The sequence below is a fragment of the Xanthomonas sp. GW genome, assembly GCF_014236815.1.
Taxonomy (GTDB): domain Bacteria; phylum Pseudomonadota; class Gammaproteobacteria; order Xanthomonadales; family Xanthomonadaceae; genus Xanthomonas_A.
Genome location: NZ_CP051189.1, coordinates 3208864 through 3221338, shown reverse-complemented (window position 1 = coordinate 3221338; position 12475 = coordinate 3208864). Strand labels below are relative to the sequence as shown.

Genomic DNA, 12475 nt, shown 5'->3' with positions numbered 1-12475 from the left:
GCAGCGCTTATATGGCTGCCGCTGGCGCCGGGCAGATCCCCCGTGGGGTGCTGTGGAACGATCGCTACGGTGTGGCGATCAACGCTCATGGCGCCGGCCTGCCGCGCGACCGTGACGGCGCCGACTATTGGTTCGGCGAGTGCAAGGCTGCCGGTACATCTGCGACCGCAGGAATCCGGACAATCCCGTTGATGGGCGTTATGTCTGGTTGTCGTTGACGCTGGACGGCCAAGGTTTTCGGATCGATTGGTGCGGCGCCTTGTTGCCTGCGCAGCCGTGACGTCGGGCGCCGCTTAGCGCTCGCGCCGCAGCCGCGCTGCGCCGGCTTACTCCAGCAACTTCAGCAGGTCCTGGTGCAGGTTGCGCGGAATCCGCACACCCTCAAGGACGCTACGTGCGCGCGCCTGATAGCGACGTTGCGAGGGCAGCCGCGCACCGGTGTCCTGGTAGGCGGCGAAAAACGCCTCGGCGCGTGCCATGTGCCCGGCCCACTCCGCGCCCAGGAACCGCACCGGGTCCAAGGCCAGGATCAGTTCGCCGTGGTACGGGGAGGCGCCGGCGCCGGCGTCGTGCGCCAGCGATTCGGCGCTGGTGAGGTCGCCGATCAGCGGCCCGGCGATCAGTTCGATCATGGCGGACAGCGCCGATCCCTTGTGTCCGCCGAAGGTCAGCATCGCACCACCAGCGCCGGCGACCACGTTCGGATCGGTGGTCGGCTTGCCGGTGGCGTCCACGCCCCAGCCTTCGGGAATCGGCAGGCCGGCGCGGCGGTGCAATTCGATCTCGCCGCGCGCTACCGCACTGGTGGCGAAATCGAACACGAAGGGAAGCGCGTCCACGCGCGGCCAGCCGAACGCGAGCGGGTTGGTTCCCAGCAACGGCGTGTGGCCGCCGGCCGGCGTGACCCAGGCATGGCTGGGATTGCAGATCAGCGCGACCAACCCGGCCTCGGTGATGCGTTCGACTTCCGGCCATAGCGCGGAGAAATGCACGCAATGGTTGATCGCCAGCGCCGCCAGCCCATTGCCTCGCGCCTTTTCGATCAGCGAGGGCAGGCCGCGCTCGAATGCCAGCAGCGAAAAGCCGCCGCATGCGTCGACGCGGACGATCCCGGGCGCCTGATCGTGCACGACCGGCTCGGCACCGCCAGCGACCTTGCCGTTGCGCAGCGTCGCCACGCATCCCAGGGTCCGGTACAGCCCATGCGACGCGCAGCCATCGCGTTCGCCCGCGACGATCGTGGCGGTAAGGGTTCGCACATGCGCCGGGCCGAAGCCGGCATGGCGCAGGATACGTTCGACCAATGCGGTGGCTTGGTCCAGGGACAGTGCGACGGGATCGCTGGCATTCATCGGAAAAGCACGAAATAGAGTGACCCGGATTCTCGCCCGTGCTGCGCTTCGTGAAAACCCTCGGGTTGCCAAAACACCGTGGGATTCTTCATGGCTGACTATGAAGGGTCAAGCCAATAAACAAAGCCGGCAGGGCGCCGGCTTCGTTCTTCCACATGCTTGGCTTGTGCAGCAGGCTTACGCCGACAACTCCAACAACAGCTTATTGAGCCGACGCACATACGCAGCCGGATCCTTCAGACTATCGCCAGCCGCCAGCGCCGCCTGATCGAACAGCACCCGCGCCAGGTCGCCGAAGCGCTCGCCGTCGGCTTCCGCGTCGAGTTTCTCGATCAGCGGGTGCGCCGGGTTGAACTCGAACACCGGCTTGCTCTCCGGCAGCTTCTGTCCGCTGGCTTCCAGGATCTGCCGCATCTGCAGGCCCAGGTCGCCCTGGCCGATGGCCAGGATCGCCGGCGAATCGGTCAGGCGGTGCGACACGCGCACTTCCGAGACGTCCTCGCCCAGCGCCTGCTGGATGCGTTCGACCAGGCCCCGCTTGGCCTTGGCCGCTTCTTCCATGGCCTGCTTCTCTTCGTCGCTGTCGAGCTTGCCCAGATCCAGGTCGCCGCGCGCCACGTCGACGAAGGATTTGCCGTCGAACTCGGTGAGATAGCTCATCAGCCACTCGTCGATGCGGTCGGTGAGCAGCAGCACTTCGATGCCCTTCTTGCGGAACACTTCCAGGTGCGGGCTGTCCTTGATCTGTGCGTAGCTCTCGCCGCTCAGGTAGTACAGCTTGTCCTGGCCGTCCTTCATCCGCGCCACGTAGTCGGCCAGCGCCACGCTGTGCTCGGCGTCGCCGCTGTGGGTGGAGGCGAAGCGCAGCAGGCCGGCGATCTTCTCGCGGTTGGCGAAGTCCTCGGCCGGGCCTTCCTTCAGCACCTGGCCGAAGTTCTTCCACACGCTCTTGTAGCGCTCGGGCTCGTCCTTGGCCAGCTTCTCCAGCATGTCCAGCGCGCGCTTGGTCAGCGCCGACTTCATCGAGTCGATCACCGGGCCGGATTGCAGGATCTCGCGCGACACGTTCAGCGGCAGGTCGCTGGAATCGACGATGCCCTTGACGAAACGCAGGTACAGCGGCAGGAACTGTTCGGCCTGGTCCATGATGAAGACGCGCTGCACGTACAGCTTGAGCCCGCGCGAGGCGTCGCGCTGGTACAGGTCGAACGGCGCGCGCCCGGGCACGTACAGCAGCGAGGTGTAGTCGAGCTTGCCCTCGACCTTGTTGTGGCTCCACGCCACCGGGTTCTCGTGGTCGTGCGCGATGTGCTTGTACAGCTCCTGGTATTCCTCGTCCTTGATCTCGGTGCGCGGCCGCGTCCACAGCGCGCTGGCGCGGTTGACGGTTTCCCACTCCGGGGTTTCCGGCTTGTCCTTGTCCTCGCCGTGGTGTTCCTTCGGCAGCTCGATCGGCAGCGCGATGTGGTCGGAATACTTGCGCACGATGCCGCGCAGTTTCCAGCCGTCGGCGAAGCTGTCCTCGCTCTCCTTCAGCTGCAGCACGATGCGGGTGCCGCGCTCGGGCTTGTCGATGGTGGCGACCTCGAACTCGCCTTCGCCGCGCGAGGACCAGTGCACGCCCTCGCTGGCCGGCAACCCGGCGCGGCGGCTGTACACGTCGACCTGGTCGGCGACGATGAAGGCGCTGTAGAAGCCCACGCCGAACTGGCCGATCAGGTGCGAATCCTTCTTCTGGTCGCCGGACAGGTGCTTGAGGAAATCGGACGTGCCGGACTTGGCGATGGTGCCCAGGTGCGAGACGATCTCCTCGCGGCTCATGCCGATGCCGTTGTCGTCGATGGTGACGGTGCCGGCGTCCTTGTCGAAGCCGATGCGGATGCGCAGCTGCGCATCGCCGTCCAGCAGTTCCGGCTTGACCAGCGCCTCGAAGCGCAGCTTGTCGGCCGCGTCGGAGGCATTGGAGATCAGCTCGCGCAGGAAGATCTCTTTATTGGAATACAGCGAATGGATCATCAGCTGCAGCAGCTGTTTGACCTCGGTCTGAAAGCCCAGGGTTTCTTTTTGGGTTTCCACGCTCATCGGTGCTTGCTCCATGGGTGATGGCTGGCCGCGCGGAGGAGGGCGCGACTCTGCCAGCGGACATGGTGGCGGCCAGGCCCGGCTTCAAGCGCCAGGCGGCGCGCGCGGGCGCCATGGCCCTGGTCTATCATCCTGGCCCCGTTCCGTGCCGCCGCCGTCGATGCCGATCCCTTGCCCCTTGCCTCCCGATTCCCGGCCGTCGCGAGGCCGCCGATGAGCCGCGCCGGCGCGGGCCAGGTGCGCATCATCGGCGGGCGCTGGCGCAACACGCGGTTGCCGGTGCCGGACCTGCCGGGGCTGCGCCCGACCTCCGACCGGGTCCGCGAGACCCTGTTCAACTGGTTGCTGCCGGCGTTGCCTGGCGCGCGCGTGCTGGACCTGTTCGCCGGCAGCGGCGCGCTCGGCCTGGAGGCGGTGTCGCGCGGCGCGGCCTCGGCCTGCCTGGTCGAACGCGACCCGGCGCTGGCCGCTGGCCTGCGCGCCAGCGTCGCCAGGCTGCAAGCCCAAGAGCAGATCCAGGTGGTGCAGGACGACGCGCTGCGCTGGCTGCAGGTGCCGGGGGCCGACGCCCCGGCCGACATCGCCTTCGTCGACCCGCCGTTCGCCGACGGGCTGTGGGAGGCGGTACTGCAACGGCTGCCGGCGCGGCTGGCGGCCGACGCCTGGCTGTACCTGGAGTCGCCGGCGGGGCAGGCGCCGGCCGTGCCGGCGCAGTGGGCGCTGTACCGCGAGGGCGGCAGCCGCGAGGTCCGCGCTGCCCTGTACCGGCGCACCGCTGCTACACTTCCCGGCGACCTTCACGCGGTATCCAACGCATGACCGTGGCCCACAGCCGCATCGCCGTCTACCCCGGGACCTTCGATCCGATCACCAACGGTCACATCGACCTGGTCAACCGGGCCGCGCCGCTGTTCGAACAGGTGGTGGTGGGCGTGGCGCAGAGCCCGTCCAAGGGGCCGACGCTGCCGCTGGAATTGCGCGTGAACCTGGCCCGCGAGGCGCTGGCCGGGCACCGCAACGTGGAGGTGATCGGCTTCGACACGCTGCTGGCGCATTTCGTGCGCTCGGTCGGCGGCGGGGTGCTGCTGCGCGGCCTGCGTGCTGTGTCGGATTTCGAATACGAGTTCCAGATGGCGAGCATGAACCGGCATCTGATCCCGGAGGTGGAGACGCTGTTCCTCACCCCGGCCGAGCAACACAGTTTCATTTCGTCGTCGCTGGTGCGCGAGATCGCGCGGCTGGGCGGGGACGTGTCCGGCTTCGTGCCGCCGTCGGTGGTGCAGGCGCTGGTCCAGGCCCGCCAGGCCGCGGCGCAGCGCTGAGCCGTCCGTCATTCACATACAAACAAGGGAGCCATCCATGAAGAACACCGTACGCGTGCTGCTGATCGCCTCGCTGGCACTGGGCTTCACCGCCTGCAAGAAGGAAGAGGCCGCCGCGCCCGCCGCCGACGCGCAGCCGGCGCTGACCGCGCCGTCCAAGGACGACGATGCCGGCTGGAAGAAGTACCTGCAGGAAGTGGCGCTGCAGAACATGGGCACCATCACCAACAGCCCGTTCCTGTACTACCTGCCGCCGGAGTCGGATGCGGATTTCCAGGCCAAGTACGATCGCCAGGTCGAAAGCGCCACCACCGCCATCGGCCGCGGCATCCAGCCGGGCAACATGCTGGCGTTCGGCTCCTCGGCCTCGGCCAAGATGGCCGACCTGATCGCCGCCGCCTTCGCCAAGGTCGAGCCGAACACGATGAAGGGCGTGCGCGTGGTCTACATCGGCAACGCCGCCGACAACGCGCGCGTGCAGACCGTGATCCAGCCGACCGGCGCCGAGTACATCTTCGTCGAAGCGAAGTAAGCGCCATAGCGCCGGCGTGCCTGCATGGGCACGCCGGCCGACGCAGGGCCAGCTTCTGCTGGCCTGCGGCCGCGACCGTCCGGCCATCGCCGGCAGCGTCTCCATGTAGCCAGCGGCATCCATTGTCCAATCCAGTTCCTGCGCGCGCCTAGGTCCAGCAGGGCGGCAGCTGCGTTCCCTGGGACGCCACAAGCAACTGCCATAGGCATCCGCGCCGCCGGTCCGGCCTTCTGGCGCATCAAGCCGTCGCCTGCGCGACGCAGCGTCCCGCCGGACGTGACCGCGATGCCGGGGCCATAGCGCCCGATCCGGTAAGATGGTGCTGTTAGTGCCGAATCCAGCGAAATGTCCCTCAAGATCAACGAGCTCTGCGTCAACTGCGACGTCTGCGAGCCGGCCTGCCCGAATCAGGCCATCGCGATGGGCGAGACGATCTATGTGATCGATCCGGCCCGCTGTACCGAATGCGTCGGCCATTTCGACGAGCCGCAGTGCGTGGTGGTGTGCCCGGTCGAGTGCATCGACCCGGATCCGGCGATCCCGGAGAGCCACGACCAGTTGCTGGCCAAGCTGCTGCAGCTGCAGCGCGATCATCCCGAGTTTTACCGACAGGAGCCCCCCGCCGCATGAGAACCCTCGTCCGCCGTGTCCTGCTGCTCGCCCTGGTCCTGACGCCGTCGGCGTGGGCCGAGGCGCCGGTCGCTGCCGCCGCCGCGCATCCGCCCGGCGCCGCCGTCGCCAGCGGCCACCGCCTGGCCACCGAGGCCGGCCTGCAGATCCTGCGCGAGGGCGGCAATGCGTTCGACGCGGCGGTGGCGGTGTCTTCGACGCTGGCGGTGGTCGAGCCGATCAGCTCCGGCCTCGGCGGCGGCGGCTTCTTCCTGCTGCACGATGCCAAGACCGGCAAGGACGTGATGCTGGACGCGCGCGAAGTCGCGCCGGAATCGGCGAGCGCCGACAAGTTCCTGGATGCCAGGGGCGCGCTGGACCGCGACCGCTCGGTCAACGGCCCGTGGTCGGCCGGCATTCCCGGCCTGCCGGCGGCGCTGGTGGAACTGGCGACCAAGCACGGCAAGCTGCCGCTGCAGCAGTCGCTGGCGCCGGCGATCCGCATCGCCCGCGACGGCTTCCCGGTGTACCGGCGCATGGCCGAGGGCTACCAGTCGCGGCGCAAGGTGATGGAGCGCTATCCCGGCACCCGCGAGGTGTATCTGCGCAACGGCAAGCCGATCGCCGAAGGCGACCTGTTCAAGCAGCCGGAACTGGCCAACACGCTGCAGTTGCTGGGCGCCAAGGGCTTCGACGGGTTCTACCGCGGCGCCATCGCCAAGAAGCTGCTGGCCGGGGTCAAGCAGGCCGGTGGCCACTGGACTGCCGAGGAACTGGCCGGCTACACGGTCAAGCAGCGCACGCCGATCCGCTTCGACTACAAGGGCTGGACCATCACCACCGCGCCGCCGCCGTCGTCCGGCGGCATCGCCCTGGCCAGCATGCTGCAGATCCTGGAAGGCTACGACCTGAAGGCGATGGATCCGGTGCACCGCACCCACCTGGTGGTGGAAGCGATGCGCCGCGCCTACCGCGACCGCACCTTCTTCCTCGGCGATCCGGATTTCACCGCGGTGCCGCAGCGCGTGCTGCTGAGCAAGGACTATGCGATCGGCCTGCGCTCGACCATCAATCCGGAAAAGGCCACGCCCAGCGACCTGCTGTCGGGCCAGCCGACGCCGCTGGAAGACGACGAAACCACCCATTTCTCGATCATCGACGGCGAGGGCAACCGGGTCGGCGCGACCCAGACCGTGAACCTGCTGTTCGGCTCCGGGCTGATCCCCAAGGGCACCGGCGTGCTGCTCAACGACGAGATGGACGACTTCGCGCTCAAGCCCGGCACGCCCAACGCGTTCGGGGTGATGGGCTACGCCGCCAACGCACCCAAGCCGGGCAAGCGCCCGCTCAGCTCGATGACGCCGACCTTCATGGAGAACGCCGACAAGACCATCGTGCTCGGCACCCCGGGCGGCAGCCGCATCATCACCATGGTCCTGCTCGGCATCCTCGGCTACGACGACGGCCTCAGCGCGCAGCAGGTCGCCGCGCTGCCGCGCTACCACCACCAGTGGCTGCCGGACGTGATCGAGGCCGAGACCGGCACCTTCGACGCGGCCACCGTGCAGGGTCTACAGGCGATGGGCCACACGCTCAAGCTGCCCGGCGACAGCGCCGAGGGCGGGCGCGGTTCCAGCCACGTGTGGGGCAATCTGCAGACGGTGGAGTGGGACAAGCGCAACAACGTGCTCAGCGGCGGCAGCGATCCGCGCAACGAGGTCGGCAGTGCCGAGGTCCTGCAACTGGCCGCGCCAGCGCGCTGAGCCGCACGCCGCACGCTTTTGCGAATCCCCAATCCCGAATCCCGAATTCCTGCAATGAAACTCTGGTCGATCCAAGGCAACTCCCAGAAACTCGACGGCGGCGCGATGTTCGGCAACGCGCCCAAGGCGATGTGGCAGCAGTGGGCCGCGCCCGACGATAGCAACCGCATAGAACTGGCCTGCCGGGCATTGCTGGCGCGCCCGCTGGCCGGCAAGACGGTGCTGTTCGAGACCGGCGTCGGCGCGTTCTTCGCGCCGGCGCTGCGCGAGCGCTACGGGATCCAGGAAGACCGCCACGTGCTGCTGGATTCGTTGCACGAGGCCGGCGTCGCACATACCGACATCGACGTGGTGGTGCTGAGCCATCTGCACTTCGACCATGCCGGCGGGCTGTTGGCACCATGGCGCGAGGGCGCCGCGCCGGAGCTGCTGTTCCCGAACGCGCGCTTCCTGGTCGGCGTGGCGCACTGGCAGCGCGCGCTGCAGCCGCATCCGCGCGACCGCGCCAGCTTCATTCCCGAATTGCCCGGCCTGCTGCAGGCCAGCGGCCGCCTGGAGCTGGTCGATGGCGACTATTCGCGCAGCCTGGGCGAGGCGGTGCGCTTCCGTTTCAGCGACGGGCACACGCCGGGGCTGATGCTGGCCGAGATCGTCGGCGCGCAGCAGGTCGAGGGACAGGCGCATGGCGGCGTCGCGTTCTGCGCCGACCTGATCCCGGGGCGCTCCTGGGTGCATGTGCCGATCACGATGGGCTACGACCGCAACGCCGAACTGCTGATCGACGAGAAGCGCGCGTTCCTGGAGGACGCGCTGGCGCGCAACGTGCACCTGTTCTTTACCCACGACCCGGACTGCGCGCTGGCGCAACTGGCGCGCGACGGCAAGGGCCGTTTCGTCACCACGCACGAGGTGCCGTCGCTGCAGGCGCGGTCGCTGGCAGGCTAGGGCGCCGCCCTCGATCGCGCCGACGCGCCGCAGGCGCCGCGGCATTCCGGCTGGCGGCTGAAAGCCCGCCGCGCGGCGCTTGCAGCCGTCATCGCGGCCGGCCAGTATCGGCGCATGAAACTGCCTACCGCCTTGCGTTGCCTGCTTCTCGCCTGCCTGGTCGTCGGTGGCTGCGCCTCGCGTTCCGAGGATGCCGCCATGTCGCCGATCCGGCTCAACCAGGTCGGCTATCTGCCGGCCGCCAGCAAGCTCGCGGTGGTGCCCGATGGCCACGGCGACGCCTTCGCGGTCGAACGCGCCGACTCGGGCAAGGTGGTGCTGCGCGGTACGCTGGGGCCGGCGGCGACCTGGGCGCCGGCGCAGCAGACGGTACGCATCGCCGACTTTTCCGCGTTGCGCGAACCGGGCCGCTATCGCCTGCGCGTGGACGGGCTGGCGCCATCGGACAGCTTCGCCATCGCCGCCGACGCCTACGATGGGGTGACGCGCGCGGCGCTGAAGGCTTACTACTTCAATCGCGCCAGCACCGCGCTGCCCGGCGAGTACGCCGGCCGCCACGCGCGTGCGGAAGGGCACCCCGACACCCACGTGCTGATCCACGCCTCGGCGGCCTCGCCGGGGCGCCCGGCCGGCACCGTGATCTCCGCGCCGAAGGGCTGGTACGACGCCGGCGACTACAACAAGTACGTGGTCAATTCCGGCATCACCGTGTACACGCTGCTGGCCGCCTACGAACAATTCCCGGCCTACTTCGCCGCGCAGAAGGAGGGCATTCCGGACAGCGGCGGCGGCGTGCCCGACATCCTGCGCGAGGTCGACTGGAACCTGCAGTGGCTGCTGGCGATGCAGGATCCAGGCGACGGCGGGGTCTACCACAAGTTGACCAACCTGGACTTCGGCGGCATGCAGATGCCGGACCAGGCGCGCGCGCCGCGCTACGTGGTGCAGAAGAGCACCGCCGCCACGCTCGACTTCGCCGCGGTGATGGCCCAGGCCAGCCGCATCTACGCACCGTTCGACGACCGCTTCGACGGCGTGTCCAAGCGCATGCTGCAGGCCTCGCGCCGTGCCTGGGCCTGGGCGCAGGCGCATCCGGACATGGTCTACCGGCAGCCTGCGGACGTGCACACCGGCGGCTACAACGACGACAAGTTCGACGACGAGTTCGCCTGGGCCGCCACCGAGCTGTACCTGGCCACCGGCGAGGACGCGTTCTACGACGCGGCGATGGCGCGCAACGTGCACGCCAGCGTGCCGAACTGGGGTTCGGTGGGCGGGCTGGCGTGGATGTCGCTGGCGCAGCACCGCACGCGGCTGACCGCGCACGCGGACCAGGCGCGCATCGCGCAGGAGATCGATACCGTTGCCACGCACCTGCTGCATGCCTGGCAGGGTTCGGCGTGGAAAGTGGCGATGGCCCCGGGCGACTTCCACTGGGGCAGCAACAGCACCGCGCTGAACCAGGCGATGCTGCTGCTGCAGGCCTATCAGCTGCAACGCAAGCCCGAGTACCTGCAGGCCGCACAGTCGCAGCTGGACTACGTGCTGGGGCGCAATCCGCTGGGCATGTCGTTCGTGACCGGCATCGGCGCGCGTTCGCCGCTGCACATTCACCATCGCATCTCCATCGCCGACGGCGTCGCCATGCCGGTGCCGGGCCTGCTGGTCGGCGGTCCGCAGCCTGGCCAGCAGGACGCCAAGGAGTGCAAGCACGCCTACGCCTCGTCGCTGCCGGCGCTGTCCTACCTTGACCAGGAGTGCAGCTACGCCAGCAACGAAGTGGCGATCAACTGGAACGCGCCACTGGTGTACGTGAGCGCAGCGCTGCAGAACCTGCAGCGCTGAGCGCCGGCATCGCCCGCGGATGCCGGCGCTCAGTGGTGTCGGTGTCGGCGGGGTGCCGCGCGATGCATGGCGGCGCCCGATCGCGACGCGGCATCGGCAGGCGATCCAGGTCGCCCCAGGAACCGTGTGCATCGATTCCCGACCGCGTGCCGCTCAGTACTCGGTGAGGATCGGCCGGCCCAGGTTGTCCACGCCGATGCCCGGAGTCAGGTCGGCCAGCGCGTAGACCTCGTTCGGCTGCAATTGCTGCAGCAGCAGCTGGTAGGCGGCCGGCAGCGAGTTCTCCCAGTACGCCGTCTGCCCGAACACGATGCACGGCGCGCCCGGCTGCTGGTCTTTGCCGGTGAGGCGCATCACCTCATCCACACTTTCGGCCGAGAACGGCGTGCCGTCGGCGCCGAACAACGACAGGTGCACGCCGATCAGGATGCCGTTGTTGTTGACCGCCACCCCGATGCACGAGGTGAAGGGGGTGAACTGCAACAGCGTGCCGGTGGTGGGGCCGGCTTCCAGCGAGACCGAGGCGAACTGGCGCTCGGCGATCTGTTGCGGGCTGCTCGCCTGCTCGAACTGGTAGGGCATGTCGTGCTCCTCTGCAATGGCGGCCATTCGCCGTCTCGGCAAGCTTGGCTGCGTCGGCCTGCGCGATAAATTCTTCCGAATGCGTAGCGCGCCAGCAACGGCGCAGCGCTACGCATTCTGTGCAATTCAAACCGCTTGCCGCCGATGCCAGCGTGGCCGCGATGCAATTCGCATCGAGCAGGGACATCGCCATGACACAGTGGAACTCGCAGTTCACGCAGATGGTGCGCAACAGCCATCCCGGCTACTGGGGCAACTGGGGTTTGAGTCCGGACATCGCGCCCGGCGCGGTCGGCATCGTCGATCCGCACAACGGCAGCTTCCGCCGCATCGCCGCGGCGTTGCCGGGCCTGGGCGAGGCGCAGTTGCGTCGGCAACCGCTCAGCATCGACTGGAGCATGATGACCAGCGACGTGCGGCAGACGCGCGCGGCCGCGCAACTGGACGGTTCGGTCACCGATCCGGAGACCGGGCTCAAGATCACCGCGGGCACCAAGGTCACCTGGAGCTTCGGCCGGCAGGGCTCGATGGTGTCGCAGTGCGCGCTGGAGGAAACGGTCGGGCTCAACGATCCGACCGCGCTGCTGACCCAGCACCTGGACTGGCTGCTGGCGCGCGCGCACGAGGCGGGCATGCAGCAGGGCCACGGCATCGCCCAGGGGTTCGGGGTGATCACCGACGTGCTGTACGCGCGCAGCGGGGTCAACGTGGCATCGCAGTCGGCCGACAACAGTTTCTCCATCACCGGCAACGCCGGCGCGGTGGACAAGATGCTCGGCCAGGTGCGCGGCCGCGGCTCGTTCGTCTCCACCAGCGCGCAGCGCAGCGTGGACCTGCACCTGTGGCCGAGCGAGGCCGGCCGGCTGGCCGACACGCAGGCGCCCCTGGCCTTCGCGTTCGCCTCGTTCGGCGAGCGCTTGCCGATGCCCAACTGGATCACCCATCTGGGCGCCTTCACCCTGATCCTGCGCAACAACCATGGCGGCACCTACATCGTCGATGCGCATCTGCAGTTCGACACGCCGCGCGGCGCGCAGCAGCGACGGGTGACGATCAGCGGCGGGCTGACCTCCACCATCGGCGACATTCCGCTGGATGCGAGCAACCTGCGCCTGGAGCTGGGGTTCCGCGGCATCCGCTCCACCGACCGCCGCCACTTCCATTGGCAGCGGCCGCTCGGCCAGTGGCTCAATGGCGTGCGCACCATCGATCTGTTCGGCGTCTGGCCCGGACAGACCCGCGCGGTGGACGTGGAAGGCAGGGTCGAGGCGCGTTAATCCGCGACGGACGCGCCGGCTTCGGCGCGTCCGTTTCATCCACGTGTTCCTGTCTGCGGCATCGGTTCCGAAATGCCAGGGGCATCAGCTCCTTGCGCGGACCGCGTCCTTGCACGGCCGCACGCGCGCCGCGCCTAACTCCCACGCATACCTGCGCGATCGGCGA

Annotated in this window: 11 protein-coding genes; 8 read left to right on the top strand and 3 right to left on the bottom strand. The window is 68.6% G+C overall.

Annotated elements, in window-relative coordinates; all coding sequences use genetic code 11:
- Positions 1-326 precede the first annotated feature (326 nt).
- Positions 327-1352: an Ldh family oxidoreductase gene (locus HEP73_RS13870; RefSeq protein WP_185820426.1), complete on the bottom strand. Its 1026-nt coding sequence runs from the start codon at positions 1350-1352 to the stop codon at positions 327-329.
- A gap of 177 nt (positions 1353-1529) precedes the next feature.
- Positions 1530-3434 (bottom strand): molecular chaperone HtpG, encoded by a 1905-nt coding sequence (gene htpG, locus HEP73_RS13865; protein ID WP_185820425.1) that lies wholly within the window; start codon positions 3432-3434, stop codon positions 1530-1532.
- A gap of 213 nt (positions 3435-3647) precedes the next feature.
- On the opposite strand from htpG, the gene rsmD reads away from it, so the two are divergent.
- The 7 genes from rsmD (at position 3648) to HEP73_RS13830 (ending at position 10450) form a co-directional block, all read left to right on the top strand.
- Entirely contained in the window at positions 3648-4253 is a 606-nt protein-coding gene (gene rsmD, locus HEP73_RS13860) for a 16S rRNA (guanine(966)-N(2))-methyltransferase RsmD (protein ID WP_185820424.1), read from the top strand.
- A complete protein-coding gene (coaD, locus tag HEP73_RS13855; protein WP_184411109.1) occupies positions 4250-4756 on the top strand; it encodes a pantetheine-phosphate adenylyltransferase in 507 nt (168 codons plus the stop codon). Before rsmD ends, coaD begins: the two co-directional genes overlap by 4 nt.
- A gap of 37 nt (positions 4757-4793) precedes the next feature.
- Positions 4794-5288 carry a hypothetical protein gene (locus HEP73_RS13850; protein ID WP_185813226.1) on the top strand — a complete coding sequence of 165 codons (495 nt, stop codon included), beginning with the start codon at positions 4794-4796 and terminating at the stop codon, positions 5286-5288.
- 345 nt (positions 5289-5633) lie between these two features.
- Positions 5634-5918, top strand: a complete 285-nt coding sequence (locus HEP73_RS13845; protein WP_179563903.1) for a YfhL family 4Fe-4S dicluster ferredoxin — start codon at positions 5634-5636, stop codon at positions 5916-5918.
- Positions 5915-7660 (top strand): gamma-glutamyltransferase, encoded by a 1746-nt coding sequence (ggt, locus tag HEP73_RS13840; protein ID WP_185820423.1) that lies wholly within the window; start codon positions 5915-5917, stop codon positions 7658-7660. Before HEP73_RS13845 ends, ggt begins: the two co-directional genes overlap by 4 nt.
- Before the next feature lie 54 nt (positions 7661-7714).
- Positions 7715-8605, top strand: coding sequence for an MBL fold metallo-hydrolase (locus tag HEP73_RS13835; RefSeq protein WP_185820422.1), 891 nt, complete (start codon positions 7715-7717; stop codon positions 8603-8605).
- A 114-nt stretch (positions 8606-8719) separates the two neighbouring features.
- Positions 8720-10450: a glycoside hydrolase family 9 protein gene (locus HEP73_RS13830; RefSeq protein ID WP_185820421.1), complete on the top strand. Its 1731-nt coding sequence runs from the start codon at positions 8720-8722 to the stop codon at positions 10448-10450.
- Positions 10451-10603: 153 nt separating this feature from the next.
- On the opposite strand, the gene HEP73_RS13825 is transcribed toward HEP73_RS13830, so the two are convergent.
- Positions 10604-11059, bottom strand: coding sequence for a hypothetical protein (locus tag HEP73_RS13825; protein ID WP_185820420.1), 456 nt, complete (start codon positions 11057-11059; stop codon positions 10604-10606).
- Positions 11060-11223: 164 nt separating this feature from the next.
- Between HEP73_RS13825 and HEP73_RS13820 the strand changes: the two genes are divergently transcribed.
- Positions 11224-12309 (top strand): hypothetical protein, encoded by a 1086-nt coding sequence (locus tag HEP73_RS13820; RefSeq protein ID WP_185820419.1) that lies wholly within the window; start codon positions 11224-11226, stop codon positions 12307-12309.
- The last annotated feature ends 166 nt before the right edge of the window (positions 12310-12475 follow it).

Bases quoted from the DNA above. Each gene is read 5' to 3' on its own strand.
- ggt (WP_185820423.1), top strand. From the start codon at position 5,915: ATGAGAACCCTCGTCCGCCGTGTCCTGCTGCTCGCCCTGGTCCTGACG.
- htpG (WP_185820425.1), bottom strand. From the start codon at position 3,434: ATGAGCGTGGAAACCCAAAAAGAAACCCTGGGCTTTCAGACCGAGGTC.
- HEP73_RS13820 (WP_185820419.1), top strand. From the start codon at position 11,224: ATGACACAGTGGAACTCGCAGTTCACGCAGATGGTGCGCAACAGCCAT.
- HEP73_RS13845 (WP_179563903.1), top strand. From the start codon at position 5,634: ATGTCCCTCAAGATCAACGAGCTCTGCGTCAACTGCGACGTCTGCGAG.
- rsmD (WP_185820424.1), top strand. From the start codon at position 3,648: ATGAGCCGCGCCGGCGCGGGCCAGGTGCGCATCATCGGCGGGCGCTGG.
- HEP73_RS13870 (WP_185820426.1), bottom strand. From the start codon at position 1,352: ATGAATGCCAGCGATCCCGTCGCACTGTCCCTGGACCAAGCCACCGCA.
- HEP73_RS13830 (WP_185820421.1), top strand. From the start codon at position 8,720: ATGAAACTGCCTACCGCCTTGCGTTGCCTGCTTCTCGCCTGCCTGGTC.
- HEP73_RS13835 (WP_185820422.1), top strand. From the start codon at position 7,715: ATGAAACTCTGGTCGATCCAAGGCAACTCCCAGAAACTCGACGGCGGC.
- coaD (WP_184411109.1), top strand. From the start codon at position 4,250: ATGACCGTGGCCCACAGCCGCATCGCCGTCTACCCCGGGACCTTCGAT.
- HEP73_RS13850 (WP_185813226.1), top strand. From the start codon at position 4,794: ATGAAGAACACCGTACGCGTGCTGCTGATCGCCTCGCTGGCACTGGGC.
- HEP73_RS13825 (WP_185820420.1), bottom strand. From the start codon at position 11,059: ATGGCCGCCATTGCAGAGGAGCACGACATGCCCTACCAGTTCGAGCAG.